This is a genomic window from Thermus parvatiensis, from assembly GCF_001535545.1.
In the GTDB taxonomy this organism is placed as follows: Bacteria; Deinococcota; Deinococci; order Deinococcales; family Thermaceae; genus Thermus; species Thermus parvatiensis.
On record NZ_CP014141.1, the window covers coordinates 545,237 to 571,620 of the forward strand.

The following is a 26,384-nucleotide window of genomic DNA, read 5'->3' on the forward strand; positions in this document are numbered from 1 at the left end:
CCGATTATAGGCCCTGCCGGGCTGTTAAGCTTGGGCTATGAAGGGGAATGCCTTCGCCATTTTGAAGTGGGGCGTCATCCTCACCCTGGTGGTCCTCATCCTGGCCATCATCCTCATTAACTTCACCAGCAGCCGCGACCTGCCCGAGCTGGTCCGGGTCCAGGTGGAGCGCTACGCCGTGTGCAGCTACTGGTTCTTCGGCTGGCACCTGGCTTCCACCGGCTCCTTCGCCTTCGCCTTCCTCCTCCTGGGCTTCCTTCTGGGCCTGGGGGCTGGGTTCTTCCTCAGGCGGGGGTTCCCCGGTCATAGGAGCTCCAGGGAGAGCTTTTCCCCCTCCTCCGGGACCCCGGCGGGGTAGCGGCCGTTGAAGCAGGCGAGGCAGACAGGCCCCCGATGGCCCGCCGCACCCCCTCCTCCGAGAGGAAGGCCAACGACTCGGCCCCGATGTAGGCCCGGATCTCCTCCACGCTCTTCTCCGCGGCGATGAGCTCCTTGCGGGCGGCGGTGTCTATGCCGTAGTAGCAGGGGAAGCGGATGGGGGGGCTGCTTACCCGGAAGTGCACCTCCTTGGCCCCCGCCTCCTTGAGCATGCGTACGATGCGCTTGCTGGTGGTGCCCCGCACGATGGAGTCGTCGATGAGGACCACCCGCCGGCCCCGCACCGCCGAGGTGGGGGAGAGCTTGAGCCTTGTCTTCAGGTCGCGAAGCTCCTGGGTGGGCTGGATGAAGGTGCGCCCCGCGTAGGGGTTCTTGTAAAGGCCGTACTCCAGGGGAAGCCCCGAGGCCCGGGCGTAGCCCACCGCGGCCCCGATGCCGGAGTCGGGCACCGGGACCACGATGTCCGCCTCCGCCGGGGCTTCCCGGAAGAGTTCCATTCCCATCCGCACCCGGGCCTCGTAGGCCTCGGTGCCGTCCAGGAGGCTATCGGGCCGGGCGAAGTAGATCCACTCAAAGGCGCAAGGGGTGGGGTTGGGGGGGAGGACCTGGAGGCTTTTGAGCTCCCCCTCCTCCACCCAGACCAGTTCCCCCGGGCGCACATCCCGCAGGTAGGTGGCCCCCATAAGCTCCAGGGCGGGGGTTCGGAGGCGAAGGCGTACCCCCAGGGGGCCGTGCCCAGGGCCAGGGGCCGGACCCCGTGGGGGTCGCGCAGGGCCACCAGGGTCTTCCGGTCCATGAGGAGGATGGAGTACCCCCCCTCGAGGGCCTTCATGGCCTCGGCGGCCGCCTGGGGCAGGGGCAGGTGGGAGAGGCGGGCCAGGAGGAGGAGCATCACCTCGGTGTCCGTGGTGCTCTGGAAGGTGGCCCCCTCCAGGAGGAGGCGGTCCCGCAGGGGCTTGGCGTTGGTGAAGTTGCCGTTGTGAACGATGGCCAGCACCCCGTGGGCGGTGCGGGCGGTGAGGGGCTGGGCGTTGAAGCGCAGGTTGGAGCCCGTGGTGGAGTAGCGGGTGTGGGCGATGCCCAGGCGGGCCTCCGGAAGGCGGAGCTTCCCCAGGCGCTCCTCGGTGAAGACCTGGTTCACGAGGCCCAGGTCCTTTTCCACCAGGAACGCTTTGCCGTCCGTGACCGCCATCCCCGCCGCCTCCTGGCCCCTGTGCTGCAGGGCGAGGAGGCCGAGGTGGAGAAGCCCCGCCACGTCCACGGGGCCTTCGCTCCAAAGCCCGAGGATGCCGCACTCCTCCTGGGGCTTATCCATCCAGCACCTCCCTGAGGGGCGCTTTCCAGGCGGAAAGCAGTTCCTCCAGGCTCCACTCTAGGACACCCCCCGGGGTGAGGACCGTGAGGCTCTTCCCCCCGTCTCCCCCAGGACCCGGTAGGGGAGGCCCCGCTCCTCCAGGAGGAGGGTGGCCTCCTGGAGGCGGGTCTTCTCCACGGTGAAGAGGACGCGGCTTGGGGCCTCGCCGAAGAGGGCCTCGAGGCCCCCCTCCCGCACCTCCACCGTGGCCCCCACCCCGTAGGGGAAGGTCATCTCGGCGAGGGCCACAAGAAGCCCCCCTTCCGCCACGTCGTGGGCCGTTCGGGTGAGGCCCCTTTGGATGAGGTCCCGGATCGCCTCCTGCACCGCCTTTTCCCGCCCGAGGTCAAGCCTTGGGGGGTGGCCGAACTCCTTTCCCGTGAGGAGGTGGAGGACCTCGCTCGCCCCGAGCTCCCCCTTCTCCTCCCCGATGAGGAGGAGGACCTCCCCCGGGCGCCTAAAGCCCATCTCCGCCCGCTTGTCCACCTCCAGGACCCCCACCACCCCCACCATGGCCGTGGGGGGGATGCGCTTGCCCCCGCTTTCGTTGTAGAGGGAGACGTTCCCCGAGACCACGGGGACGCCCAAGGCCTCGCTCGCCTCCTTGAGCCCGGCGATGGTCTCGGCGAGCTCGTGGTAGCCCTCCGGGGTCTCCGGGCTTCCCAGGTTGAGGCCGTCGGTGTAGGCGAGGGGCTTCGCCCCCACCACGCTGACGTTCCGGCAGGCCTCCGCCAAGGCGTGCATGGCCCCAAGGCGGGGGTGGAGGCGGCTATACCGGGGGTTTTGGTCCACCTTGGCGGCGACGCCGAGGCGGGTGCCCTTGATCCAGAGGACCGCGGCGTCCCCTTTGCCGGGGAGGAGGGCGGTGCGGGTCCCCACCTGGTGGTCGTACCGCTCGTAGACCGCCTCGCGGCTCGCCAGGTTGGGGGAGGCGAGGAGCCTCCTTAGGACCTCCTGGGGGTCGGCCTCTAAGGGGGGGATGGGGGTTTCCCTAAGCCTCCGCACCTCGGGGTCCTCCCGCCCCACCCGCACGTAGGTGGGGGCTTCGGCCAAGGCCTCCGTGGGCACCTCCGCCACCACCTCGCCCCTAAAGAGGACCCGGAAGACCCTTTCCGGGATGGTCCTGGCCACGGGTACGCAGTCTAGGCCCCACCTTCCGAAGACCTCCTCCAGGGCCTTTTCCTTCCCCTCCTTGGGAACGAGGACCATCCGCTCCTGGCTTTCCGAGAGAAGGAGCTCCTCCGGGGTCATCCCCTCCTCCCGGGTGGGGACGAGGTCCAGGTGGAGCTCCACCCCGAGGCCCGACTTGTGGGCGAGCTCCGAGAGGCTACTGGTGAGCCCCGCCGCCCCCATGTCCTGGACGCCTTCCACCAGGTCCAGTTCTATGGCCTCGAGGGTGGCCTCCATGAGGAGCTTGCCCAGGAAGGGGTCCCCCACCTGGACCGCGGGCCGGTCCTCGGCCTTCTCCTCCTTGAGCTCCCGGCTCGCGAAGGCCGCCCCGCCGATCCCGTCCCGGCCCGTCTTGGCCCCGGCGTAGTAGATGGGGCGGCCCAAAGAGGCCCGGCTTCGCTTCAGGTGCTCCTCCCTTAGGAGGCCGAGGCACATGGCGTTCACCAGGGGGTTTTCCCGGTAGCCCTCGTGGAAGTAAAGGTCCCCGCCCACCGTGGGCACCCCGATGGCGTTGCCGTAAAAGGCGATGCCCGAGACCACCCCCTTGAGGAGGTAGCGGCTTCTCGCCTCCTCGGGCGGCCCGAAGCGGAGGGAGTCCAGGAGGGCGATGGGGCGGGCTCCCATGCTCATGATGTCCCGGAGGATCCCCCCGACCCCCGTGGCCGCCCCTTGGAAGGGCTCCACCGCCGAGGGGTGGTTGTGGCTCTCTATCTTGAAGGCCACGGCCCAACCCTCGCCCACCCGCACCACGCCGGCGTTCTCCCCGGGGCCCTGGAGGACGGCCTCCCCCTCCTTGGGGAGGGCCTTGAGGAGGGGGCGGGAGTTCTTGTAGGCGCAGTGCTCGCTCCACATCACCTTGAAGAGGAGGAGCTCCACCCGGTTCGGCTCCCGCCCGAGCCTCTGGACGATCTCCCGGTACTCCCCTTCCGGGATCCCGATCTCCTTGGCGAGGGCCTCCATCACGTGAGGAGGGAGAGGAGCTCCCGGTGGTCCTTCACCTTGGCCGTGGGCTTCACCTCCCCGTTCACCTCCCTCAGGCCCACGTACTGGACCGCCCAGGGGTAGCCCGTCCCGAAGGCCCCCTTGATGTCCGTCTGGGGCAGGTCCCCCACGTGCAGGGCCTCCTCCGGGGCCACGCCCAGGGCCTCGAGGGCCACGCGAAAGGCCTCGGGCTTAGGCTTCACGAAACCCGTCTCGTCGGAGAAGCTAAAGGCCTGGAAGACGTCCAGGCCCTGCCGCTTCAGGTGCTCCCTGAGGAGGCGGCCCGGGGTCATGCCGGTGTCGGAGACGATGGCCAGGGGGTACTTCTTGGCGAGGTCCTTCAGGACCTCCACCCCGGGGAGGGGCTTGAGGGGGGCGAGGAGGGAGCTTTCCTCCAGGCGCCTTGCGGTGAGGGCGATGAGCCCGGGGTCGTGGGGGGCGCCGAGGAGGGCGAAGATCCGGGCCACCCGTTCGTAGACGGGCATGTGCTCCCCCGCCTTCCAGGCCTCCTCAAAGGCCAAGGAGGCCTGGCGGTAGGCCTCCCGCACCTCGGCCTCGTCCACGGGATGCCCCGCCTCGGAGAGGGCGTCCAGAAGGATCTCGTACCGGGCGGGCATGACCTTTTCCAAAAACGCCTCCCCCTCGGTGAAGAGGGTGCCCCAGAAGTCAAAGGTGATGGCTTTGGGTTTCATCGTGCCACCTCCTTGACGAGCCCCAGGAAGAAGGGAAGCCCGTCGGTGTTGCCCAAGACCTCGTCCACGGCCCTTTCGGGATGGGGCATCATGCCGAGGACGTTGCCCTTCTCGCTCACGATGCCCGCGATGTCGTGGAGGCTCCCGTTGGGGTTGTAGTCCGCCTCGTCCTTCAGGGGGGCGTAGCGGAAGACCACGAGGCCCTCCCCCTCGAGCCGGGCGAGGGTTTCGGGATCGGCGTAGTAGCGGCCCTCGCCGTGGGCGATGGGAAGCCTCAGGACCTGTCCCCTTGGGTAGAGCCGGGTGAAGGGGAGGTCGTTCCGCTCCACCCGCACCCCCACCTCCTTGCAGGTGAAGTGGAGGTTGAGGTTGGCAAGAAGCGCCCCCGGCAGGAGGCCCGCCTCGGTGAGGATCTGGAAGCCGTTGCAGACCCCCACCACGTACCGCCCTTCCTCGGCGAAGCGCCGCACCGCTTCCATCACCGGGCTCTTGGCGGCGAGGGCTCCCGCCCTCAGGTAGTCCCCGTAGCTGAACCCCCCGGGCAGAAAGACCCCGTCAAAGCCCCGGAGGTCCCTTTCCGTGTGCCAGACGAACTCCGCCCGGATCCCTGCCTTCTCCAGGGCGAAGCGGGCGTCCTCGTCGCAGTTGGCGCCGGGGAAGCGAACGATGGCCCACCTCATGGGAGTTCCTTTAGGGCTTCCAGGGCGTAGACCTCCATCACCGGGTTGGCGAGGAGGGCGCCCATGGCCTTGGCCTTCTCCTCGGCCTCCAGGAGGTTTTCCGCCGGGAAGACGATCTCCAGCACCTTCCCCACCCGCACCTCCTCCACCGGGTGGCCGAGGTCCTTCAGCACCCCCTCCACCGCCCGGCCCTGGGGGTCCAGGATGCCCTTCTTCAGCTCAATGAGCAGGGTGGCCTGGTAGCGCGGCATATGGCCCAAGTCTACCCCAGGACCCGCCGGAGCACCTCCCGGTAGGCCTCCTCCACGCCGCCTAGGTCCTTGCGGAAGCGGTCCTTGTCCAAAGGCTCCCCCTTCTCGTCCCAAAGGCGCATGGTGTCGGGGCTGATCTCGTCGGCGAGGAGGATCTCCCCGCCCACCTTCCCGAACTCCAGCTTGAAGTCCACGAGCTCTAGGCCCCGCTCGGCGAAGAAGGCCTTGAGGAGCTCCCCCACCCGGAGCGTGGCGGCCTTCACCCCTTCCAGCTCCCCCTCTGTGGTGAGTCCCAGGGCCAGGACGGCGTTTTCGCAGATCAAGGGGTCCCCCAGGGCGTCGTTTTTGAGGGAGAACTCCAGAAGGGGCATCTTCAGCGGGGTCCCCTCCTTTAGGCCGTAGCGCCGGGCGAAGCTTCCCGCGGCCCTAAAGCGGAGGATCACCTCCAGGGGAAGGATCTCCACCCGCCTCACCCGCATCTCCCGGTCGGAGACCTCCTCCAGGAAGTGGGTCTTGACCCCGTGGGCCTCGAGGTAGCGGAAGAGGGCCGCCGAGACCTTGTTGTTCACCACGCCCTTGCCCGGGATCACCCCCCGTTTTTGCGCGTTGAACGCGGTGGCCTCGTCCTTGAAGTAGACCCTTAAGGTGTCCGGGCCTTCCCGGTAGAGCACCTTGGCCTTGCCCTCGTAGAGCTTCTCCATGCCTCTCCCTGTGGGCCTGAGGCCCGTTACCTTCATTGTAGCGGCAGGAGGCGAAGCCGCGTTTTCTCGGGTCCGATCACCGCCAGGGCTCCCCGTTCCAGAGCCTCGGAGAAACGCCTTAAGACCTCCAGCACTGGGGGTAGGGCCTCGTCGGGGGCGTTAGCCGGGCCCACGTCGCGCCACCATACGGCTTCGTACCCCGAGGCCTCGAGCGCTTCCCGCCAGCGCGGCGAGAGGTTCATGTCCACCAGGATCTTCACGGGCTTAGGGCGTGCTCTTCCTCCTCCAGCCTCCAAGCGGCGTAGGCTAAGGCTTCCCGGATGTCCTCGAGGGTAAGCTCCGGGTAGTCCCGGAGGAGGTCCTCGGGGCGTTCTCCGTGGGCCAGCCGCCGGAGCAGGGCCGCCACCGTGAGGCGCAGCCCCCGGATGGTGGCTTTACCGCCGAAGAGGCGAGGGTCGTGGGTGATCCGGCTAAACCGGGGCATGCCCTCATTCTAAGCTCCGGCTTGCGCCAGAGCGTGGGCCCCAAGAAGGCTTCTGGCCAGGGGACCCCATGTTGCAAGGTGCGAGCGCCTAGAGCCCGAAGCGGGCGTAGATGGCGTCCACGTGCCGGAGGAAGGGCTTGGGATCAAAGAGGGCCCTTAGCTCCTCCCTCTTGAGGGGGTTTTCGGGGTCGGCCTCCAGGAGCTCCAGGAAGCTCTTCCCCTCTTTCCAGCTCCTCAAGGCGTTCCGCTGGACGAGGGCGTAGGCCTTATCCCGGGAAAGGCCCCGCGCGATGAGGGCGTTCAGGACCTGCTGGGAGTAGACGAGGCCCCGGGTGAGGTCCAGGTTCCTGGCCAGGTTCTCTTCAAAGACCTCGAGGCCCTCGAGGATCCCTTTGAGGCGCCTCAGGGCGTAGTGGGCCAGGGTGGTGGCGTCGGGGAGGATGACCCTTTCTACGGAGGAGTGGGAGATGTCCCGCTCGTGCCAGAGGGCGATGTCCTCCAGGGTGGGCTGGAGGTAACCCCTAAGGAGCCTCGCCACCCCGGTGAGGTTCTCCAGGCCCACGGGGTTCTTCTTGTGGGGCATGGAGGAGCTCCCCGTCTGCCCTTCGTGGAAGGGCTCCTGGGCCTCGAGGACCTCCGTGCGCTGGAGGTGGCGTAGCTCCACGGCCACCCGCTCTATGTTCCCCCCCAGGATGGCGAGGGCCGCCATGGCCTCGGCGTGCCGGTCCCGGGGGACGACCTGGGTGGAAATGGGCTCGGGGCGGAGGCCCAGGCGCCGGGCCACGTGGGCCTCCACCTCGGGGGGACGTGGGCGTAGTTGCCCACGGAGCCCGAGAGCATGGCGACCCCGATGGTCTCCCTCGCCCGCTTAAGCCTTTCCTCGTCCCTTTGGAAGGCGGCGAGGAAGGAGAGGAAGCGGAGGCCGAAGCTCGTGGGCTCGGCGTGGACCCCGTGGGTGCGGGCGATGGCGGGGGTGTGCTTGTGGCGGAGGGCGAGGGCCTTTAAGGCCTCCTCCACCCCCTTAAGCTCCTCCAGGACGAGGCTTAGGGCCTCCACCAGGAGGGCGTTTTGCGCCGTGTCCACGATGTCGGAGCTGGTAAGGCCCAGGTGGAGGTAGCGCCCCACCTCCTCGTCCCCCGTCCACTCGGCGAGGGCCCGGGTGAAGGCCACGAGGTCGTGGCGGGTTACCGCCTCCAGCTCCGCTACCCTCCGGGCGAAGGCCCCGTCCAGGGGCTTTTCCTCCAGCTTGGCGAGAAGCCTCGCCGAAAGGCCCTTGGGCACCTCCCCTAAGGCCTCCCAGGCCTCGAGGGCGTAGGCCTCCACCCGGGCCCACATCCGGTAGCGGCTTTCCTCCGACCAGAGGCGGGCCATCTCCGACGTCTGGTAGCGGGCGATCATGCCCTTAAGGGTACCAGGGAAGGGGCAGGGGAGGCGAAGGAAGGGGGTATACTGGAGGCACGGAGGCGCTTCGGCCCCTTTCGGGGTGGCGGACCATGAGGACCCTGGGCGAGATCCTGAGCATCCTGGCCCGGCACAAGCCGGAGCTTCGGGCCCGCTTCGGCGTGCGGGAGCTGGCCATCTTCGGTTCCTACGCCCGGGGGAGGCCACCCCCGTAAGCGACGTGGATATCCTGGTAGCGCTAGAACGCCCCCTAGGGTGGGAGATCGTGGACCTGCGCGATTACTTAGAAGCTCTACTGGGGCTTCCGGTGGACCTGCTGACCGCAGGGGCCTTGCGGCGTAAGCCGCACCTGTGGCAAGCGGTGCGAGAGGACCTGGTCCATGTCTAAGCGGGATGCGCGCCTTCTTCTCCAAGACATGCCTTCGTGTGCTACTTGACCCCAACCCCTGGGGTGTGAAAAAAGAGGGGGTGCTATGCAGCAAGATCGTGAGCACCCCCTTTACTATCTTGACGCGGAAACCCTTCTGGTGGCTACCTACATTTGGGTGGATGACGAACTCAAGGCCTTGCAAGCTCAGGACTTCAAGCTCCCCCCAAAGCAAAAGCACCAGAAGGCTACCCTGGCCGAGCTCCTAACCCTCGCCATCTTTCTCCTTTTGCAAGGCCAAGACCTCGCCAAAGGCTACTTGGCCGCCAAGACCACCCTCAAGGCCTACTTCCCCTCCCTCCCCCACCTCTCCCGCTTCTACCGGGTCCTTCAGAAGGCCCAGGGGTTGTTGGCTCACCTGGCCATGAGGCTCTCTGGGGGACAAGGCCTCCTGCAGGTGGTGGACCTCAAGCCTATCCCCCTGGCCCACGGCCACCGCATCCACGGCCTCTCTCTTCCCGAGGCCGCGATGGGGTAGGACCTCTGGGGGCTTTCGCGGGCTACGTCCACAAGCTGTTTCCCTGACGGGAAAGCATCATGCCAGTGATGAACGAGCGGGGCCTCTTTTTTCGTTGGGCCATTCTCCCCGGTAATGCCCGGGAGACCTGGGGGAGGGACCTGCTGGACGGTCTGCCCGCGGTCCTCGGGGACCGGGGCTTTCGTTGGGTCCAGGGAGTCAAGACACCACCCTATCGGGTCAGGGGAGGAAGGGTGGTGGAGACGGGGTGGAGAGGGTGGATGGGAAGGGTACGGAACTGGATAGAGACCCGCTTCAGCGTGATGGTGCGGTCTTTGGGGCTTCATCGGATAGAGGCCCGGTCCTACTGGGGGCTGGTGGCCCGGGTGAACCTCATCCTGCTTGTTCACAACCTCATACGTAGCCGGGTGCTTCTCAGGATGGCCGGGGTGGAGCTATGAGGTAGCACACGAAGGCATAAATCTTGACACGACCGGCTTGTGCTGCACCGGGTGCGTCCGGTGAGGCCCAAGAAGCACGGGAGGCTGGGACAGAGCCTCTTCCGGGCGGGGCTGGACCTGCTCACCCTTTGGGCGCTTGCCCTCTGGGGTGCAGGGGGAGGAAGGCGCGGAAGTCCCTTGGGGTTATGCCCTATGGAGGTTTTGACGTGTACATAGAGGCTTGGGTTAGAAGCGGTATAGACTGAGGCCATGGTCCGGGCCCTGACCTTTGACGTGGGGAACACCCTGATCCTGGCGAGCCCCCGCTTCTGGCTCCTGCCCCTTTTGGAGGCGCGGGGCCTGAGGCCGCGGGGGATGTGCGCAAGGCGGCCCTCGAGGCCTTCCGCTTCTACGAGGAAAACCACCTGAAGGCCCGGGACCTGGAGACCGCCTTAGGCCTTTGGCGGGAGTTCCACCGGAGGCTCCTCGTGGGGATGGGCCTCGAGGACCACGCCGAGGCCCTTTCCCGAGAGCTTGTGGCCCGCTGGAAGGACCCCGCCACCTGGCCCCTCGTCCCCGGGGCGGAGGCCACCCTGAAGGCCCTGAAGGCGAAGGGGTACCCCCTGGCCGTGGTCTCCAACTGGGACGCCACCCTGCCGGAGATCCTGGAGGTGGTGGGCCTGAGGCGCTACTTTGACCACCTCTCGGTGAGCGCCCTCTCCGGCTACGCCAAGCCCGACCCGAGGCTCTTCCGGGAGGCCCTGGAGGCCCTCGGGGTTTCCCCGGAGGAGGCGGTGCACGTGGGGGACGCGGAGGCGGACCTTTTGGGGGCGGAGGCCGTGGGGATGCGGGCCCTCCTCTTTGACCCCCTTGGGGAGAACCCCAAGGCCCTTCCCCGGCTGGAAAGGGTGCTAGACTACCTCCCATGAGCGTCCGGGCCGCCATCTGGGGGGAGAAGCAGGAGGCCATTGAGGAGAGCCTCAAGGCGGTGGACGAGGACCTCTTCTGCTACATCCGGGACTTCGCCTACGAGGAGGTCCTGGCGAGGCCGGGCCTGGACCTGAAGACCCGGGAGCTTCTCGCCATCACCGCCCTCATCGCCCTGGGGAGCCCCAAGGAGCTCGCCACCCACCTGGAGGGGGCCTTGAGGGTGGGGGCCACGGAACGGGAGGTGCGGGAGACCATCCTGCAGTCCGCCCTCTTCCTCGGCTTTCCCCGGGCCCTGGCCGCCATGAAGCTTTTCCAGAAGGTGCTTAAAGATCGTGGTGCTCCTCACGAGGGGGAAGGATAGGGCGCTTCTTGCGAGGCTCGCCGCCCTCGGGATAGAGGCGGCGGAGGTGGCCCTTTTGGAGCAGGTGGACCTTCCCGCCCGCGCCCTCCTCCCCGAAAAGCTCAAGGAGGGGTGGGACTACGTGGCCGTGACCTCCAAGGAGGGGGCAAAGCGCCTCCTCCTTGCCTGGGAGGAGGCGGGCCGCCCCTTTCTGAGGGTGGCGGCCGTGGGGGAGGGCACGGCGGGGGTCCTGAGGGCAGGGGGGCTTCCCCCGGCCTTCCTGCCCCCACGGGCCACGGCCAAGGACCTGGCCCAAAGCTTTCCCCAGGCGCAAAGGGTCCTCTTTGTGGCCGGGGACCTGGCGGGAAAGGACCTGGAGGAGGGGCTTAGGGCGCGGGGGGTGGAGGTGGTGCGCCTTCCGGTCTACGCCACCCGGGAAAGGGCCCTCGCCCCCGAGGAGGTGGCCCTTTTGGAGCGGGCGGAGGTGGTGGCCTTCTTCAGCCCGAGCGGGGTGCGGGCCTTCGCCCGCTGGACCGCTAAGCGCCCCAAGGCGGCCGCCATCGGCCCGAGCACCGGGGAGGAGGCCCGGAGGCTTGGCTTTCCCGTGGTGGAGGCGGAAAGCCCAGGGCTAGAAGGGCTTTTTGCCGCCCTTCTCCGGGCCCTCGGGCGGTAGGGCAAACGTCCCTACCCCGGTGGCGTATACTCAGGGGAGCGTATGGCCTTGCCCCTCTACCTGGTGGGCCTCTCCCACAAGACCGCCCCCCTGGAGGTGCGGGAGAAGGCCGCCTTGGACCCCGTGGTGGCCCTCCCCGCCGCCCTTTCCGCCCTGGGGAAGGGGGTGGTCCTCTCCACCTGCAACCGCACGGAGCTCTACGGGGTGGGAAGCCCCGAGAAGGCCAGGGCCCTCCTCCTCTCAAGGGGGGTGGCCCCCCGGCACCTCTACGTGAAGGAGGGGGTGGAGGCCCTGCGCCACCTCTACCGGGTGGCCGCCGGGCTGGACTCCCTGGTGGTGGGGGAGGCCCAGATCCTGGGCCAGGTGCGGGAGGCCCTCTTCCTGGCCAGGAGGCAGGGCGCCACGGAAAGCCTTCTGGAGAAGGCATTTCAGTCGGCCATCGCCTTGGGCAAGCGGGCCCGGAGCGAGACGGGCATCGGCATGGGGGCGGTGAGCGTGGCCTACGCCGCTTTGGACCTGGCCCTCGCCGTCTACGGGGACCTTTCCGGGCTTTCCGTGGCCGTGCTGGGGGCGGGGGAGATGGCGGAGCTTTTCCTCACCCACCTGAAGGCCCACGGGGTGGGGCGGATCCTGGTCGTGAACCGGACGGAGGAAAAGGCCCAGGCCCTGGCGGAGCGCTTTGGCGGCGAGGCCTTTGGCCTTCCCGCCCTTCCCCAGGTCTTGCGCCAGGCGGACCTGGTGGTGGCCTCGGCCGCCGCCCCCCACTACCTGGTGGGCCCCGAGGACCTGCCCAAGCGGGCCAAGCCCCTTTTCCTCATAGACATCGCCCTTCCCCGGAACATTGACCCCCGGGTGGGGGATCTCCCCCACGCCTACCTCTACAACCTGGACGACCTCAAGCGGGTGGTGGACCGGAACCTAAGGGCCCGCGCGGGGGAGATCCCCAAGGTGGAAGCCCTCATTGAGAAGGCCTTAGGGGACTACATGGAGTGGTACGCGGGCCACCGGGTGCGGGAGGCCATCCGGGCCCTCGAGGCCTGGGCCCGGGTCCAGGCGGCCAAGGCCCAGCCGGAGGCCGGGCCCGTGGAGCTGGAAAAGGCGGCGGGGCGTCTGGCCCACCCCTTCATCCTGGGGCTGAAGCGCCGCGCCCTGGACCGGGTGGGGGGGCCTCCCTGCCCGGAGGACTGCCTCCTCTACCGGCTTTCCCGGACATGACCCTGGCCCTGGCCTTTCTCGGGGTGGTGGGGGTGGCCTTTGGGGTCTTTCTCCCCGCGGGGCTTTCCTGGGGCGGGGCCTTCCTGCTCCTTGGGGCCCTCTTCCACGCCTTGGCCGAAGGGCCCTTCGCCGGGCCCGCCCAGGTGGCCTTGGTCCTGGGGGGGCTCCTCGCCCTCCGGGGAAAGACCCTTTGGGACCGGCCCCGGCTTAGGCCCCTGGGCCGGTACCTGGCCTTTTTGGCCCTCCTCCTCGGCCTCTTCGCCCTCCGGTCCCTACCCCACCCCGGGGGAGACCTGCCCCTCCTCCTCACCCTCTTCCACGCCGGGGCCTTCCTCGTGGCCTACCTCGCCCTGAGCGTGGGGGTGGGGGCGGGGGCGATGTGCGCCCTCCAGGACCTGAGGCTCCGCCTGGCCCCCGAGCGGGCCGTGGCCGCCGCCCCCCTTTGGAGCCTGAGGCGGCTTGAGCGGGGTTACCTCCGGGTGGGGTACGTGGCGGCCACCCTGGGGCTTGCGAGCGGCATGGCCTGGGCCTTCGGCTACTTCGGGAGCCCTTTGAGCCCGGACCCCAAGGAGGTTTCGGTGGTCCTGGGCTGGCTTCTCCTCACCCTCTACTTCCTTCTGGACGAGCGGCTGCGGGGCCTTCTTCGGGCGGGCCTCCTCCTCGGGGCCTACGCCCTCTTCCTGTTCGCCCTTTTGGGGGCCCCCTTCCTGGGTTCCCGGCACCCCTCGGGGCTGGGGTTTTAGACTATGCAAGGGTAAGGTTGATAAAATGTAAAGCTTGGGTTTAAAATCCTCCACAAGGAGGTTAGGCGTGGAGGAGAAACGGCGCATACTGGAGATGGTGCGTTCGGGGAGGTCGGGGTGGAGGAGGCCTTGGCCCTCCTCGAGGCGGTGGAGGCGCGGTCTAGGGCCAAGGGGCCTCTCCAGGTTCTGAGGGTGCGCATCCACGCCTACGACGAGGGCAAGCCCGTGCGGGTGAACGTCAACCTGCCCCTGGCCTTGGCGGAGCTTGTGGAGGCCTTCTTGCCGCAGGAGGCCAAGGCCACCCTGGCGGGGAAGGGGGTGCACCTCGGGGATCTCCTGTGCCTGGTGCGGGAGGGGGTGCCCGAGGGGAAGCTCGTGGAGATTGAGGCGGAGGAGGAAGGCCACCCGGTGCAGATTCTGGTGGAGGTGGCGTGATCCCCTTGCACCCCCGGTTCCTCTACCTCCGGGTGCGGGGGCCTTTCCCCATCCCCCTTTTCCTGGCGCTTCCCCTCTTGGCTTTGGAGTGGGGCCTTCTCCTCGTCCTCTTCCTCCACAAGACCCGGGCCCTCCTTCGGGGAAGGCCTTGAGGACGCCCCTGGGGGCGGTCTTCGCCCTTAGGCGGCTTCCTCCTTTGGTGCTTTTGGAGCTGGAGGTGGAGAGGATAGGGGTAAAGGTGGGCGTATGGTGATCCGGCCTCTTCCCACGCGGTGTCCGGCCTGCGAGGGGCCCTTGGCGGTGAAGGCCCTCTTCTGCCCCGCTTGCGGCACCGAGGTGCACGGGCGCTTCGCCTTGAACGAGTTCGCCCTCCTCCCCAAGGAGCACCTGGACTTCCTGCGGCTTTTCGTGAAGACCCGGGGGAACCTGAAGGAGGTGGAGCGCATCCTGGGGGTCTCCTACCCCACGGTGCGGGCCCGGCTGGACGCTCTCCTGAAGGCCCTGGGGTACGAGGAGGACGAGGGGAAGGACCGCCTCGAGGTCCTGGAGGCCCTAAGGCAGGGGGAGATCAGCGTGGAGGAGGCGGTGGCCCGCTTGCGGGAAGGGAAAAGCTGAAGGCCGTCCCCTTGCCCACCTGGCTCTCCACCCAGACCTCCCCCCCGTGGGCCTCGAGGATGGCCTTCACGATGGCGAGGCCGAGGCCTGACCCGCCCCGTTCCCGGTCCCGGGCCTTGTCCACCCGGTAGAAGCGCTCAAAGAGGTGGGGAAGGTGCTCCTCGGGGATCCCCTCCCCGTCGTCCTCCACCCGGACCACCGCCTTGTCCCCTAGGTCAAAGGCCCTAAGCCACACGTGCCGGGCCCCTGCCTTGAGGGCGTTGGAGACCAGGTTGGCCATGACCTGGTGGAGCCGGTCGGGATCCCCCAGGACGTAAAGGTCCTCGGGGGCCTCCACCAGGATCTCCCCGTCAAAGCTTTTGGCAAACTCCTCCCGCACCTCTTCCAGGAGGTCCAAGACCCGCACAGGCACGGGGCGGATCCTCCAGGCGCCGCTTTGCGAGAGGTCCAGGAGGTCGGAGACGAGCTTGCCCATGCGCTCCGCCTCCCGCTTCACCACCTCGAGGCTCTCCCGCTGGGCCTCGGTGAGGGGGGTGCGCCGGAGCAGGTAGCCCACGTGCCCCAGGATGGCGGTGATGGGGGTCCTGAGCTCGTGGGAGGCGTCCTGGAGGAAGCGGGTCTGGGCCTCAAAGGCCTCCTGCAGGCGGGTGAGCATCCCGTTCAGGGCCTTGACCAGGGCGGCCACCTCGTCCCGGGTTTCCGGCTCCGGTAAGGGCTCGGGGCGGGCGCTCATGGCCTCGGCCTTGCGCGCCGCCCACTCCAAGGGCTCCAGGGCCCGGGCCACGAGGCTGCGGGCGAGGAAGAGGGAGAGGAGGAGGACGAAGAGGGCCGTGCCCGCGTAGATGCGGGCGAACTGGCTTAGGGTGGCCTCCAGGTCCTCCGTGGGCCGGCCCACGAGGAGGGCGCCCTTCCACACCGAGCCCGAGAGGTTGACCTCCACCTTCCGGGCGTAGACGAGAAGTCGCAGGGGGTGGCCCTCACGGGGGAGCTCCGCGTAGGCCCACACCTCTCCCCGCTTGAGGAGCTCCCGGTAATCCTCCTCCTTTAGGAGGAGGCGCTGGCTTCCCAGGGCGGGGCTTTTCTGCAGGCTGATCCCGCCCTCCCGGGCGAGGAGGGCCGGGTCCTCCTCGGGGAGGAGCTGGACCTCGGCGTAGAGGCTCGGGGGAGGCCGGCCTCGAGGAGGGCCTGCCCCCCCAGGTTGAGGAGGCGCACCACCTGGTTGGCTGCCTCCTTCAGGTCGGTGCGCAGGCTCCCGTAGAGGAAGTTGCGAAGGAGCCCCTCCAGGGCGAAGCCGAGGACCAAAAAGGCCACGAGGAGAAGCCCCGCCGTGAGGAGGGTGATCCGGGTCCTAAGGGTCATGCCGGGAGGCTAGGCTTGGGCTCAGTCCTCCCTGAGGACATACCCCACCCCCCGCACCGTGTGGATGAGGCGGCGCTCCCCGCCTGCCTCCAGCTTCTTGCGCAGGTAGCCGATGTAGACGTCCACCACGTTGCTTCCCCCTTGGTAGCCCGGCCAGACCTTCTCCTCTATTTCGTAGCGGCTGAAGACCTTGCCGGGGTTTTTGGCGAGGAGCTCCAGAAGCTCAAACTCCTTGTTGGAGAGTTCAATGCGGCGGTTCCCCCGGAAGACCTCCCGGCCCTCGAGGTTGATGATGAGGTCCGCCACCCGGATCTCCCCGGTGATGGCCGGGGTCACGCGGCGGAGGTGGGCCCGCACCCGGGCGAGGAGCTCTTCTATGGAGAAGGGCTTCACCAGGTAGTCGTCGGCCCCCGCGTCCAGCCCCTCCACCTTGTCCTCCACGCGGTCCTTGGCGGTGAGGATGAGGATGGGGACGTTGGAGGTCTTGCGGATGCGCTTGGCCACCTCAATCCCGTCCATCACGGGGAGCATCAGGTCCAGAATCACCAGGTTGGGGCTCACCTCCCGGAACTTGGAAAGCCCGGTGATCCCGTCGTGGGCCACCTCGGTGCGGTAGCCCTCGGCCTGGAGCTCCAGTTCAATGAAGCGGGCGATGTCCTTCTCGTCCTCCACGATGAGGATCAGGGGCGGCTCCATGCCTCCCATGGTACTTACTTTCTCATGAGAAAGCTAGGTGTAGAGGCTCAAGACCGCCAGGTACATAAAGAGGCTTCCCAGGAGGACGAGGAGGTGCCAGAGGCCGTGGAAGCCCACCCGTTCGGGCCAGGGGTCTGGCCATTTCCGCCCGTACACCCAGGCCCCTAGGGTATAGAAGAGCCCGGCGGTGGCCATGAGGGCGAAAGTGGGTAGGGGAAGGGCCAGCTTGGGCAGGAAGAGTACGGAAAGCCAGCCCAAGCCCAGGTAGGCCAGGGTGTAGAGCCACCGGGGAGCCCTCAGGAAGAGGAGGCGGAAGCCCACCCCCAAAAGGGCCAGGCCCCACACCAGCCCCAGGGCAAAGGGCCTGAGGCCCTCCTTTAGCCCCTCCACCAGGAAGGGGGTGTAGCTTCCGGCGATGAAGAGGAAGATGGCGGCGTGGTCCAGCCGACGGAGCCAGGCCAGGGTCCTATCCTCCACCCTTAGGGCGTGGTAGAGGGCGCTGGCCCCGAACATGAGGGCCATGGTGAGGCCGAAGACCAAAAGGGCCGGCCAGGCCTCCTTGGGGGCCAGGAGGAAGAGGAAAAAGCTTCCCAGAAGGGCCAGGGGGACCCCCAGGGCGTGGCTTAGAGCGTTGAAGGGCTCGCGGACCATGCCCCAGGCTACCCGATCCCGAGCCGCCTTTCCACCTCCGCTACCTCCCGAACCGTGCGCAGGAGGGCATCGGGGTTGAGGCTTAGGGAGTCAATGCCCCTTTCCACCAGGAAGGCGGCGAACTCCGGGTAGTCGGAAGGGGCCTGGCCGCAGATGCTCACCGTTTTGCCCCGGGCGTGGGCCTTCTCTATGAGGAAGGCGCAGAGGGCCTTCACCGTCTCCCGCCGCTCGTCAAAGAGGTGGGCCACCCTTTCCGAGTCCCGGTCCAGGCCCAAGGCGAGCTGGGTGAGGTCGTTGGAGCCGATGGAGAAGCCGTCAAAGAGCTCGGCGAAGGCCTCGGCCTCGAGGACGTTGGAGGGGATCTCCGCCATCACGTGGACCTCGAGGCCCCCCTCTCCCCGCCTAAGCCCCCCCTCGGCCATCACCTCCAAGACCTTCTCCCCCTCCTCCGGGGTGCGGCAGAAGGGGACCATGACCATGAGGTTCTTGAGGCCCATCTCCTCCCGCACCCGCTTCACCGCGGCCACCTCCAGGAGAAAGCCCTCCTTGTAGTCCGGGTGGTAGTAGCGGCTCGCCCCCCGCCACCCCAGCATGGGGTTTTCCTCCTTGGGCTCAAAGAGGTGCCCCCGAGGAGGCGGGCGTACTCGTTGGTCTTGAAGTCGGAGAAGCGGAGGAGAACGGGCCTCGGATAGAAGGCGGCGGCGATGAGGGCGATGCCCTGGCTTAAGGTCTCCACGAAGTAGGCCCGCTTGTCGCGGTAGGCCTCGGTGATTTCCTCCACCTGGCGCTTCACCTCGGGGGGAAGGGCTTCAAACCGGGTGAGGGCCAGGGGGTGGACCCGGACGTGGCTTGCGAAGATGAACTCCATCCGGGCAAGCCCCACCCCGTCCGTGGGGAGGAGGCTCGTCCTCAGGGCCTCCTCCGGGGTGCCCACGTTCACCAGGATCCGGGTCCGGGTCCTGGGCAGGGTTTCGGGGCGGATCTCCTCCACCTCAAAGGGGAGCCTGCCCCGGTAGACCACGCCCCGCTCCCCCTCGGCGCAAGAGACCGTGACCTCCTCCCCCTCGGGGACGCTCCGCGTGGCCCCCACCGCCCCCACCACCGCGGGCACCCCCAGCTCCCGGGCCACGATGGCCGCGTGGGAGGTGCGCCCGCCCCTTTCGGTGACGATGGCCGCCGCCTTCTTCATGATGGGCTCCCAGTCGGGGTTGGTGGTCTCGGTGACCAGGACCTCCCCCTCCTGGAAGCGGTCCATCTCCTTGGGGTCCTTGAGGATGCGGGCTTTGCCCGTGGCGATGGCTTCCCCCACCGCCAGGCCCTCGGCCAGGACCTCGCCCCGCTTGAGGAGGCGGAAGACCCGGAGCACGGGGCTTTTTTGCGAGTGGACCGTCTCGGGCCGGGCCTGGAGGACGAAGAGCTCCCCTGTGGGGCCGTCCTTGGCCCACTCAATGTCCATGGGGGTGGGGCTACCCCGCTTCTTGGAGTAGTGGTCCTCAATCTTCAGGGCCCAGTCGGCAAGGAGGAGGACCTCCTCGTCCCTTAGGGCGAAGCGGTTTCGCAGGTAGAGGGGCGTGGGGCGGTTCTTGAGCCTTCCCTCCCTGGGGTCAAAGGCCAGGGTGAGCTCCTTGGCGCCGAGCCTTCTGTAGACCACGGCCCGGAAGCCCTCACGGAAGGTCTCCTTGTGCACGTAGTAGCCGTCCGGAATCACCCGGCCCTGGACGATGTTCTCGCCCAGGCCGTAGATGGCCGTGAGGTAGACGAAGCCCCGGTGGCCGGTGTCGGGGTCCAAGGTGAAGATGACCCCGCTTGCGGCGTCGTCCGCCCGCACCATGCGCTGGACCCCCACGGAGAGGGCCACCTTGAGGTGGTCAAAGCCCATGTGGGCTCGGTAGCTGATGGCCCGGGCGGTGAAGAGGCTCGCCATGGCCCGCTTCACGTGGAGGAGGAGGTCCTCTTCCCCTTGCACGTAGAGGTAGCTTTCCTGCTGCCCGGCGAAGCTCGCCGTGGGGAGGTCCTCGGCGGTGGCGCTACTCCGCACGGCCACGGGGATCTCCTCCTCCCCCGCTTCCTCAGAAAGCCTGCGGTAGGCCAGGAGGATTTCCTCCCGGAGGTCCTTAGGGTATTCCCCTTTCAGGATCAGGTTCCGCAGGCGGCGGCTTGCCCTTTGCAGGGCAGTGGGGTTCTCCACGTCCAGCCCTTCTAGCTCCTGGGCGATGGCCTCCTTCAGGCCGTTGTGCTCCAGAAAGTACCAGTAGGCCTCGCTGGTGGTGGCGAACCCCCCGGGCACCTTGACCCCTAAGGGGGAGAGCTCCCGGATCATCTCCCCCAAGGAGGCGTTTTTGCCGCCCACCAGGGGCACGTCCTCGAGGCCCACCTCGTGGAAAAACCGGATCCAGCGCATGTCCTTCCTCCCTTCTAGGGGATACCCCCCTTCTTGAGCAGCTGCTTTAGGATTTCCTTAGGCCTCTCCCCTTCGTAAAGGGCTTCCTCCGTGAGGAAAAGCCGGTGGGGAAGGGCCAGGAAGGCTGCGTCCCTAAGCTCCTTCCAGTCCACCAGGGGCTTGGCCCTGAGGTAGGCCAGGGCCCGGGCCAACGCCAGCCAGGCCTTGGCCCCGCGGGGGGAGAGGCCCATGCGCAGGCGCCGGTCCTCCTGCGTGAGAAAAGCCACGTGGGTGATGGCCTCGAGGGCCTCCCTGGCCACCCTGACCCCCCGCACCTCCTCCTGGGCCTTAGGGAAGTCCACCCCCAGGGGTTCAGGAATCCGGGGTTCCTCCGTGAGGATCCTAAGCCACACCTCCCGCCTGGGGGGGCGGAAGGGGATTTGGGCGGTGAAGCGGTCCAGCTGGGCCTCTGGGAGAGGGTAGGTGCCCTCAAGTTCTAAAGGGTTTTGCGTGGCCACCACGAAGAAGGGCTCGGGCAAGGGGTGGCGCACGCCCCCTGCGGTCACCGCCCTTTCCTGCATGGCCTCGAGGAGGGCCGACTGCACCTTAGGGGGCGCCCGGTTGATCTCGTCCGCCAGGACCACCTGGGCGAAGATGGGGCCCGGGACGAAGACGAAGCGCCCCTCCCGGTAGACCTCGCTTCCCGTGAGGTCCTGGGGGAGGAGGTCCGGGGTGAACTGGATGCGCTTGTAGGCGAGGCCGATCGCCCGGGCCAGGCTCTCCGCGAGGAGGGTCTTGCCCAGGCCCGGCATCCCTTCCAAGAGGGCGTGCCCCCGGGCGAGGAGGACGGCGAGGAGGGCCTCTATGACCTCCTCTTGGCCGAAGAGGGCTTCCCCCAGGGCTTTCCGAAGCCGGTCCAAGGCCACCTAGCCCTCCTGGGCCCTCTCCTGGACGATCCTCTGGGCGAGGTGCGGGGGACCTCGGCGTAGTGGCTGAACTCCAGGGTGTAGGCCCCCGCCCCCCCGGTGAGGCCGGGGAGGGCCTTGTAGTACTCCAGGACCTCGGCGAGGGGCACCTCGGCGTGGACCATGCTCAAGGCCCCCTCCTGCTCCATGCCCAAAATCCGCCCCCGCCGGGCCTGGAGGTCGGAGAGAACGTCCCCCACCCGCTCCTGAGGGACGAGGACCTTGAGGCGGTAGATGGGCTCTAGAAGCACGGGGTGCGCCTCGGCCATCACCTTCTTAAAGGCGAGGCTTGCGGCGATCTGAAAGGCGAGGTCCGAGGAGTCCACCTCGTGGTAGGAGCCGTTGTAGACGATGGCCTTGAAGCCCATCACCGGAAAGCCCGCCAGCACCCCCTTCTTGGCCGCCTCCTTGATCCCCTCCTCTATGGCTTCCTGGTACTTGCTGGGGATGACCCCGCCGGTGATGCGCCACTCGAAGCTGTACTCGGAAGCGGGCTCCAGCCTAAGCCACACATCCCCGTACTGGCCGTGCCCCCCGGTCTGCTTCTTGTACTTGCCCTGACCCTCGGCCACCTTCTTGATGGTCTCCCGGTAGGGCACCTTGGGCACGGAGAACTCCACCTCCACCCCGTAATCCTGGAGGCGTTCCTTGGCGGTGGTGAGGTGGAGCTCCCCGTGGCCCCAAAGGAGGAGCTCCCCCGTCTCCTCCTGGCGCTCTATCTTCAGGCTCGGGTCCTCCTCGAGGAGCTTCCTCAGGGCCTCGCCCAGCCTGGCCTCGTCCGTGCGCCCCTTGGGGTGGAGGGCCACGGGGACGTTGGGGTCGGGCAGGCGGGCGAAGGGCACCGCCTCGCTTTCCGGCTTCTCCCCTTGCCAGAGGACCATGCCCCGGTGGAGGCCCTCCGCCTTGGGGACGCCCAGGACGAACCCCGCCTCCGCCTCCTCCACCTCCAGGAGGTCCTTCCCCATGGGCACGTAGAGGTGGGGGAGGCGCACCGGGCCGGCCTCGCTTTGGAGGCTGTCCCCGGGCCTAAGCCTTCCCCGGTAGAGGCGCAGGTAGGCCACCTGGCCCATGAAGGGGTCCACCTGGACCTTGAAGACCTTGGCCAAGGGGGGGCCATCCCCGAAGCGTTCCACGGGGGAGGGGAGGGCCTCCAGGATCAGTTCCAGAAGGGGCAGGACCCCGATCTCCCTCTCCCCGGAGGCCAGGGCCACGGGGTAGAGGAGGCCCCGCCGCACCGCCTCGTGAAAGGCCTTCTCCAGGGCCTCGCCCGTGACCTCCTCCCCTTCCAGGTACTTCTCCAAGAGGCCCTCGTCCGTCTCCACGATGGCCTCGAGGACTTCCTGGCGGAAGCGCTGGACCCTCTCCCTTTCCTCCGGGGGGACCTCCGCCTCCCTTTCCTCCCCGTTCTCGTAGCGGTAGGCCTTGCCGTGGAAGACGTCTATGAGGCCCACCCACTCCCCTCCTTCGTAGAGGGGCAGGTCTATGGGGAGGATGGGGCCCAGGGTGCTCCTCAGGTCCTCCAGGAGGGCGTAGTAGTCCCCGCCCTTGTCCAGCTTGGTGACCACCACCATCCGGGGAAGGCCGAGCCTTTCCGCCACGGTCCAGGCCCTTTCCGTGCCCACCTGCACCCCGGCCTCCGCGGACACGGCCACCAAGGCGGCGTCCGCAGCCTCCAGGGCCCCCCGGATCTCCCCCACGAAGTCCCCGGAGCCCGGGGCGTCCAGGAGGAAGACGCGGTGGCCCCGAAAGAGGAGGGGGGCGACCCCGGTGCGCACCGTGGTGCGGTGGAGCTTGGCCTCGGGGGTGTAGTCCGTGGTGGTGGTGCCCTCCTCCACCCGGCCCCGGCGTTCCTTGGCCCCGGTCTTGTAAAGCAGGGCCTCCGTGAGGGTGGTTTTCCCGCTTCCCGCGTGCCCCACCAGGGCGACGGTTCGGATCATGGCGCCTCCTTCGGTGCCCATAGTATACGCCGGGGGCGGGGCGGTTGTCCCGGCGGGTATCATGGCCTTGTGCTCTACGTGCCTCGAGGCCTTCTGGAGGAGACCCGGGCCCACCTCCTGAGGGAGGCCCCCAAGGAGGGGGTGGGCCTCTGGGCGGGCAGGCGCGAGGTGGAGCGGGTCATCCCCTTGCCCAACGTCCACCCGAGCCCCCTTACCGCCTACCTGGCGGACCCCCTGGCCCTCCTCAAGGCCCTCAAGGCGCTTGAGCGGGAGGGGCTTTCCCTCCTCGCCATCTACCACTCCCACCCCAAAGGCCCCGCCCTCCCGAGCCCGAGGGACATCAAGGAGGCCCGCTGGCGGGTGCCCTACGTCATCTTCGGCACGGACGGGGTCCGGGCCTTCCTCCTCCCCGAGGGGCAGGAGGTGGCCCTGGTGGTGCTCTAGGGCGCATAAACTTCCCAAGCCCCGCATGGACGTTTCTGCTACCATGCCCCCCATGGAACGCGTGGCCGTGGTGGGCGTGCCCATGGACCTGGGGGCGAACCGGCGGGGCGTGGACATGGGGCCGTCCGCCCTGCGGTACGCCCGGCTTTTGGAGCAGCTGGAGGATCTGGGCTACACCGTGGAGGACCTGGGGGACGTGCCCGTCTCCTTGGCCCGGGCCTCGAGGCGAAGGGGGCGGGGCCTCGCCTACCTGGAGGAGATCCGGGCCGCGGCCCTCGCCCTAAAGGAGCGCCTGGCGGCCTTGCCCGAGGGGGTTTTCCCCATCGTCTTGGGTGGGGACCACTCCTTGAGCATGGGCTCGGTGGCGGGAGCCGCCCGGGGCCGGCGGGTGGGCGTGGTCTGGGTGGACGCCCACGCCGACTTCAACACCCCCGAGACCTCGCCGAGCGGCAACGTTCACGGCATGCCCCTCGCCGTCCTCTCGGGCCTGGGCCATCCCCGGCTCACGGAGGTCTTCCGGGCCGTGGACCCCAAGGACGTGGTCCTGGTGGGGGTGCGGAGCCTGGACCCCGGGGAGAAGCGGCTCCTTAAGGAGGCGGGGGTCCGGGTCTACACCATGCACGAGGTGGACCGCCTCGGCGTGGCCCGGATCGCCGAGGAGGTCCTAAAGCACCTCCAGGGTCTCCCCCTCCACGTCTCCCTGGACGCCGATGTCCTGGACCCCACCCTCGCCCCCGGGGTGGGGACCCCGGTGCCCGGGGGGCTCACCTACCGGGAGGCGCACCTCCTCATGGAGATCCTGGCCGAGTCGGGCCGGGTGCAGAGCCTGGACCTAGTGGAGGTGAACCCCATCCTGGACGAGCGCAACCGCACCGCCGAGATGCTGGTGGGCCTGGCGCTAAGCCTCTTGGGCAAGCGGATCTTTTAGGCCACCCCAGGCCCGCCTGCCCTCTTTGGTTTCGCTAGGACGGCCGAAGGAAGGCCCTTTCGCCGCGGCGGGGTAGTTAGCCCGGCCTCGAGGCCCGCACCACCAGGGTGTCGGCGATGAGGTCGTGCCAGGCCTGGCGCCTGGGGTGGAAGAAGGCCCAGAGGTAGCCGAGCCCCAGGGGAAGGGTGGAGAGGGTCTTGCCCACCACCTCCCGCATGAAGGCGGTGAGCCAGTCCACGGGCCGCTCGTCCGTTCGCACCACCTTGAGGCCCAAGGCCATCTTGCCCGGGGTGGCCCCGTAGAGGGCGGTGAAGGCGGTGTAGTAGGTCCAGCCGGGGATCCACTGGAAGAGGAGGTCCTGGACCCAGGTGGTGGGGCCCAGGGGGTCCACCCCTGCCAGGGCCATGAGGAGGAGGCTTAGGGGGAGGAGGACGAGGCTGTCCACCAGGGAGGCCACGAGCCTTCGCCAAGGGCTTGCGATCACCACAGGCCACCTCCAAGGTAGCGGTATTCTACGCGAAAGCGCGCCTGGAGAAGGGCCTGGGCCCAGGGAACCTCCTCGCCCCAAAGCCCCTCCAGGAGGCCTTTGGGCCTGGTGTAGCGCACGAGGCGGAAGGCCTTAAGGCCCGCAAGCTCCGCGGCCCTTCGGGCGGCGTCCTCCAGGTAGCCCTCCCTGTCGGCGAGGCCCAGGGCCACGGCCTGCTTCCCCGAGTAGATGCGCCCGTCGGCGAGGGCGAGGACCTTCTCCCGGGGCATCCCCCGCCCCTCCGCCACCCGCTGGACGAAAAGCTCGTAGGCCTCGCGCAGAAGGCCCTGGACCACCTCCCGCTCCTCCGGGGTGAGGGGACGGAGGGGCGAGGCCATGTCCTTGAACCGCCCCTCCTTGAGCACCTCCACCCGGACGCCCACCTTGGCCAAAAGCTCCCCCACCTGGGGCAGGTAGCCGACCACCCCGATGGAGCCGGTCACCGCCGTGGGGGGGACGAGGATCTCCCGGGCGGCGGTGGCCACGTAGTAGCCGCCGCTCGCCGCCACCCTTCCGAGGCTGGCCACCAGGGGCTTCTCCTGGGCCAGGGCGCGGAGGGCGCGGTGCAGGGCCTCGGTCTCCGTGACCCCGCCCCCGGGGCTTTCCACGTAGAGGACCACGGCCCGCACCCCCTCGTCCTCCCGGGCCTGGCGCACCTGGGAGAGGAAGCGCTCCAGGGCCTTGCCCGAGGGGATCTCGCCGAGAAGCTCCAGAAGCAGGACCTTCTCCCCTTGGCCGTAGAGGACCGTCTCCCGCCAGGGGCCTTGGGCGGGGGGCCTCGCCGTGAGCCGGCCCAGGCCCACCACCAGAAGGGCCACGGCGAGGAAGAGGGCGAGGGCGAGCCACCGCTTCCGGTTCATGCCTCCACCATACCAGGCGTATGCTGGGGCCTGTGCTGAGGCTTGTGGTCAAGGCGGGCAAGGAGCGGAAGCTCCGCAACTTCTACCCGAACCTCTACCGGGACGAGATCGCCGCCCCGCCCGAGGGGGTGGGGGTGGCGGAGGCCGTGGACGTGGAGGGGCGCTTTTTGGCCGTGGGCTACTACGACCCTCGGAGCCGGGTGCCCTTTCGGGCCTTCCGCTTTGACCCGGGGCCCCTGAACCGCGCCTTCTTCCAGGGGCGGTTCGCCCGGGCGCTCCGGCGCAGGCAAGGCCTAGGGGAGAGCTACCGCCTCGTCCACGGGGAGGCAGACGGGCTTCCCGGCCTCGTGGTGGACCGCTTCGGGGAGGTCCTGGTCCTCCAGGTCCGCTCCCGGGGCATGGAGGCCCTGCGGGAGGTGTGGCTTCCCGCCCTCTTGGAGGTGGTGGCCCCCAAAGGGGTCTACGAGCGGAGCGACGTGGAGGCCAGGCGGCAGGAGGGCCTTCCCGAAAGGGTGGGGGTGGTCTACGGGGAGGTGCCGGAGGTCCTCGAGGTGGAGGAGGACGGCCTCCGCTTCCCCATCCCCCTCGCCCTCGCCCAGAAGACGGGGTACTACCTGGACCAGCGGGAGAACCGCCGCCTCTTTGAGGCCATGGTGCGTCCCGGGGAGCGGGTCCTGGACGTGTACAGCTACGTGGGGGGGTTCGCCCTGAGGGCGGCCCGCAAGGGGGCGTACGCCCTCGCGGTGGACAAGGACCTCGAGGCCTTGGGCGTCTTGGACCAGGCGGCCCTGCGCCTGGGCCTCCGGGTGGACATCCGCCACGGGGAGGCCCTCCCCACCCTCCGGGGCCTGGAGGGGCCCTTCCACCACGTCCTCCTGGACCCCCCCACCCTGGTGAAGCGCCCAGAGGAGCTTCCCGCCATGAAGCGCCACCTGGTGGACCTCGTCCGGGAAGCCTTGCGGCTCCTCGCGGAGGAGGGGTTTTTGTGGCTTTCCTCCTGCAGCTACCACCTCCGCCTGGAGGACCTCTTGGAGGTGGCCCGCCGGGCCGCCGCCGACCTCGGCCGCAGGCTCCGGGTCCACCGGGTGACCTACCAGCCCGAGGACCACCCCTGGAGCCTCCACATCCCCGAAAGCCTCTACCTCAAGACCCTCGTCCTCCAGGACGACCCTCTCTGATACCCCCTCACGCTGGCTTGCCCCAGCATGAGGGTTCCAAAGGGCGTTCCTGTGGCCCTCGGCAGGGCGTCCTCCCGTTGTGCAATCAAAAGG

The 26,384-nt window shown here is 68.6% G+C and carries 25 protein-coding genes and 8 pseudogenes; 15 read left to right on the forward strand and 18 right to left on the reverse strand.

What is annotated here, in order from left to right; genetic code table 11:
- Nucleotides 1–37: 37 nt before the first annotated feature.
- Nucleotides 38–358, forward strand: a complete 321-nt coding sequence (locus tag AV541_RS03135) for an LPXTG cell wall anchor domain-containing protein (RefSeq protein ID WP_060384214.1) — start codon at nt 38–40, stop codon at nt 356–358.
- Here AV541_RS03135 and purF read toward each other — a convergent pair.
- From purF to purB, 9 genes and pseudogenes are all read right to left on the reverse strand, one after another.
- Nucleotides 304–1,693, reverse strand: a pseudogene (gene purF, locus AV541_RS03140) (amidophosphoribosyltransferase). The gene AV541_RS03135 and the pseudogene purF sit on opposite strands and share 55 nt — an antisense overlap.
- Nucleotides 1,686–3,862, reverse strand: a pseudogene (gene purL, locus AV541_RS03145) (phosphoribosylformylglycinamidine synthase subunit PurL). Before purL ends, purF begins: the two co-directional pseudogenes overlap by 8 nt.
- On the reverse strand, nt 3,862–4,575 hold the full coding sequence (locus AV541_RS03150) for an HAD family hydrolase (RefSeq protein ID WP_060384215.1): 714 nt from the start codon (nt 4,573–4,575) through the stop codon (nt 3,862–3,864). The pseudogene purL and the gene AV541_RS03150 overlap by 1 nt, the downstream one beginning before the upstream one ends.
- Nucleotides 4,572–5,255: a phosphoribosylformylglycinamidine synthase subunit PurQ gene (gene purQ / locus AV541_RS03155; protein ID WP_011228731.1), complete on the reverse strand. Its 684-nt coding sequence runs from the start codon at nt 5,253–5,255 to the stop codon at nt 4,572–4,574. Before purQ ends, AV541_RS03150 begins: the two co-directional genes overlap by 4 nt.
- Complete coding sequence (gene purS, locus AV541_RS03160; protein ID WP_011173563.1) at nt 5,252–5,506, reverse strand: phosphoribosylformylglycinamidine synthase subunit PurS; 255 nt, start codon at nt 5,504–5,506, stop codon at nt 5,252–5,254. The genes purQ and purS overlap by 4 nt, the downstream gene beginning before the upstream one ends.
- 11 nt (nt 5,507–5,517) lie before the next feature.
- Nucleotides 5,518–6,207 (reverse strand): phosphoribosylaminoimidazolesuccinocarboxamide synthase, encoded by a 690-nt coding sequence (gene purC, locus AV541_RS03165; RefSeq protein ID WP_060384216.1) that lies wholly within the window; start codon nt 6,205–6,207, stop codon nt 5,518–5,520.
- 32 nt (nt 6,208–6,239) lie between these two features.
- Nucleotides 6,240–6,467: a DUF5615 family PIN-like protein gene (locus tag AV541_RS03170; RefSeq protein ID WP_008633097.1), complete on the reverse strand. Its 228-nt coding sequence runs from the start codon at nt 6,465–6,467 to the stop codon at nt 6,240–6,242.
- Complete coding sequence (locus AV541_RS03175; protein WP_014629186.1) at nt 6,464–6,691, reverse strand: DUF433 domain-containing protein; 228 nt, start codon at nt 6,689–6,691, stop codon at nt 6,464–6,466. The genes AV541_RS03170 and AV541_RS03175 overlap by 4 nt, the downstream gene beginning before the upstream one ends.
- A gap of 88 nt (nt 6,692–6,779) precedes the next feature.
- Nucleotides 6,780–8,089 (reverse strand): annotated as a pseudogene (purB, locus tag AV541_RS03180) (adenylosuccinate lyase).
- Nucleotides 8,090–8,184: 95 nt separating this feature from the next.
- Here purB and AV541_RS13480 point away from each other — a divergent pair.
- The 11 genes and pseudogenes from AV541_RS13480 to AV541_RS03230 all read left to right on the forward strand — a co-directional run bounded on the left by AV541_RS13480 (nt 8,185) and on the right by AV541_RS03230 (nt 14,367).
- The gene (locus AV541_RS13480) at nt 8,185–8,307 is read left to right on the forward strand and encodes a nucleotidyltransferase family protein (RefSeq protein ID WP_420855383.1); all 123 of its coding nucleotides are present in this window, start codon (nt 8,185–8,187) and stop codon (nt 8,305–8,307) included.
- Nucleotides 8,308–8,312: 5 nt separating this feature from the next.
- Nucleotides 8,313–8,480: a hypothetical protein gene (locus AV541_RS13485; protein WP_420855384.1), complete on the forward strand. Its 168-nt coding sequence runs from the start codon at nt 8,313–8,315 to the stop codon at nt 8,478–8,480.
- Nucleotides 8,481–8,565: 85 nt separating this feature from the next.
- Nucleotides 8,566–9,437: pseudogene (locus tag AV541_RS13315) on the forward strand (transposase family protein).
- Between the two features lie 249 nt (nt 9,438–9,686).
- A pseudogene (locus tag AV541_RS03195) lies at nt 9,687–10,345 on the forward strand (HAD-IA family hydrolase).
- Complete coding sequence (locus AV541_RS03200; RefSeq protein WP_060384217.1) at nt 10,342–10,707, forward strand: carboxymuconolactone decarboxylase family protein; 366 nt, start codon at nt 10,342–10,344, stop codon at nt 10,705–10,707. The pseudogene AV541_RS03195 and the gene AV541_RS03200 overlap by 4 nt, the downstream one beginning before the upstream one ends.
- On the forward strand, nt 10,679–11,359 hold the full coding sequence (locus tag AV541_RS03205) for a uroporphyrinogen-III synthase (protein ID WP_060384218.1): 681 nt from the start codon (nt 10,679–10,681) through the stop codon (nt 11,357–11,359). Before AV541_RS03200 ends, AV541_RS03205 begins: the two co-directional genes overlap by 29 nt.
- 42 nt (nt 11,360–11,401) lie before the next feature.
- Nucleotides 11,402–12,574, forward strand: a complete 1,173-nt coding sequence (gene hemA, locus AV541_RS03210; RefSeq protein ID WP_014510679.1) for a glutamyl-tRNA reductase — start codon at nt 11,402–11,404, stop codon at nt 12,572–12,574.
- Nucleotides 12,571–13,317, forward strand: a complete 747-nt coding sequence (ccsA, locus tag AV541_RS03215) for a cytochrome c biogenesis protein CcsA (RefSeq protein WP_011173554.1) — start codon at nt 12,571–12,573, stop codon at nt 13,315–13,317. The genes hemA and ccsA overlap by 4 nt, the downstream gene beginning before the upstream one ends.
- A 67-nt stretch (nt 13,318–13,384) precedes the next feature.
- A pseudogene (locus AV541_RS03220) lies at nt 13,385–13,752 on the forward strand (SHOCT-like domain-containing protein).
- Entirely contained in the window at nt 13,749–13,904 is a 156-nt protein-coding gene (locus AV541_RS12065; protein ID WP_244880580.1) for a hypothetical protein, read from the forward strand. Before AV541_RS03220 ends, AV541_RS12065 begins: the two are co-directional and overlap by 4 nt.
- Nucleotides 13,905–13,998: 94 nt before the next feature.
- A complete protein-coding gene (locus AV541_RS03230) occupies nt 13,999–14,367 on the forward strand; it encodes a DUF2089 domain-containing protein (RefSeq protein ID WP_038035481.1) in 369 nt (122 codons plus the stop codon).
- On the opposite strand, the pseudogene AV541_RS03235 reads toward AV541_RS03230, so the two are convergent.
- The 7 genes and pseudogenes from AV541_RS03235 to AV541_RS03260 form a co-directional block, all read right to left on the reverse strand.
- Nucleotides 14,321–15,726, reverse strand: a pseudogene (locus tag AV541_RS03235) (sensor histidine kinase). The gene AV541_RS03230 and the pseudogene AV541_RS03235 sit on opposite strands and share 47 nt — an antisense overlap.
- A gap of 21 nt (nt 15,727–15,747) precedes the next feature.
- Nucleotides 15,748–16,422 (reverse strand): response regulator transcription factor, encoded by a 675-nt coding sequence (locus tag AV541_RS03240; protein WP_041444484.1) that lies wholly within the window; start codon nt 16,420–16,422, stop codon nt 15,748–15,750.
- A 33-nt stretch (nt 16,423–16,455) separates the two neighbouring features.
- Nucleotides 16,456–17,073 (reverse strand): PAQR family membrane homeostasis protein TrhA, encoded by a 618-nt coding sequence (trhA, locus tag AV541_RS03245; RefSeq protein ID WP_060384219.1) that lies wholly within the window; start codon nt 17,071–17,073, stop codon nt 16,456–16,458.
- A gap of 8 nt (nt 17,074–17,081) precedes the next feature.
- On the reverse strand, nt 17,082–17,666 hold the full coding sequence (locus tag AV541_RS12070) for a putative PEP-binding protein (RefSeq protein WP_244880581.1): 585 nt from the start codon (nt 17,664–17,666) through the stop codon (nt 17,082–17,084).
- Nucleotides 17,588–19,474, reverse strand: a complete 1,887-nt coding sequence (ppsA, locus tag AV541_RS03250) for a phosphoenolpyruvate synthase (protein ID WP_244880582.1) — start codon at nt 19,472–19,474, stop codon at nt 17,588–17,590. Before ppsA ends, AV541_RS12070 begins: the two co-directional genes overlap by 79 nt.
- A gap of 14 nt (nt 19,475–19,488) precedes the next feature.
- Nucleotides 19,489–20,379, reverse strand: a complete 891-nt coding sequence (locus tag AV541_RS03255; protein ID WP_060384220.1) for an AAA family ATPase — start codon at nt 20,377–20,379, stop codon at nt 19,489–19,491.
- Nucleotides 20,380–22,355: pseudogene (locus AV541_RS03260) on the reverse strand (elongation factor G).
- Between the two features lie 69 nt (nt 22,356–22,424).
- On the opposite strand from AV541_RS03260, the gene AV541_RS03265 reads away from it, so the two are divergent.
- The gene (locus AV541_RS03265) at nt 22,425–22,799 is read left to right on the forward strand and encodes a M67 family metallopeptidase (RefSeq protein WP_014629200.1); all 375 of its coding nucleotides are present in this window, start codon (nt 22,425–22,427) and stop codon (nt 22,797–22,799) included.
- Nucleotides 22,800–22,842: 43 nt separating this feature from the next.
- Nucleotides 22,843–23,727 carry an arginase gene (rocF, locus tag AV541_RS03270; protein WP_008633067.1) on the forward strand — a complete coding sequence of 295 codons (885 nt, stop codon included), beginning with the start codon at nt 22,843–22,845 and terminating at the stop codon, nt 23,725–23,727.
- A gap of 76 nt (nt 23,728–23,803) precedes the next feature.
- On the opposite strand, the gene AV541_RS03275 is transcribed toward rocF, so the two are convergent.
- Both AV541_RS03275 and sppA read right to left on the reverse strand, forming a co-directional pair.
- Nucleotides 23,804–24,214 carry an RDD family protein gene (locus tag AV541_RS03275; RefSeq protein ID WP_008633066.1) on the reverse strand — a complete coding sequence of 137 codons (411 nt, stop codon included), beginning with the start codon at nt 24,212–24,214 and terminating at the stop codon, nt 23,804–23,806.
- Nucleotides 24,208–25,113 (reverse strand): signal peptide peptidase SppA, encoded by a 906-nt coding sequence (gene sppA / locus AV541_RS03280; RefSeq protein ID WP_060384221.1) that lies wholly within the window; start codon nt 25,111–25,113, stop codon nt 24,208–24,210. Before sppA ends, AV541_RS03275 begins: the two co-directional genes overlap by 7 nt.
- Before the next feature lie 20 nt (nt 25,114–25,133).
- Between sppA and AV541_RS03285 the strand changes: the two genes are divergently transcribed.
- Nucleotides 25,134–26,291 (forward strand): class I SAM-dependent rRNA methyltransferase, encoded by a 1,158-nt coding sequence (locus tag AV541_RS03285; RefSeq protein ID WP_082709628.1) that lies wholly within the window; start codon nt 25,134–25,136, stop codon nt 26,289–26,291.
- The last annotated feature ends 93 nt before the right edge of the window (nt 26,292–26,384 follow it).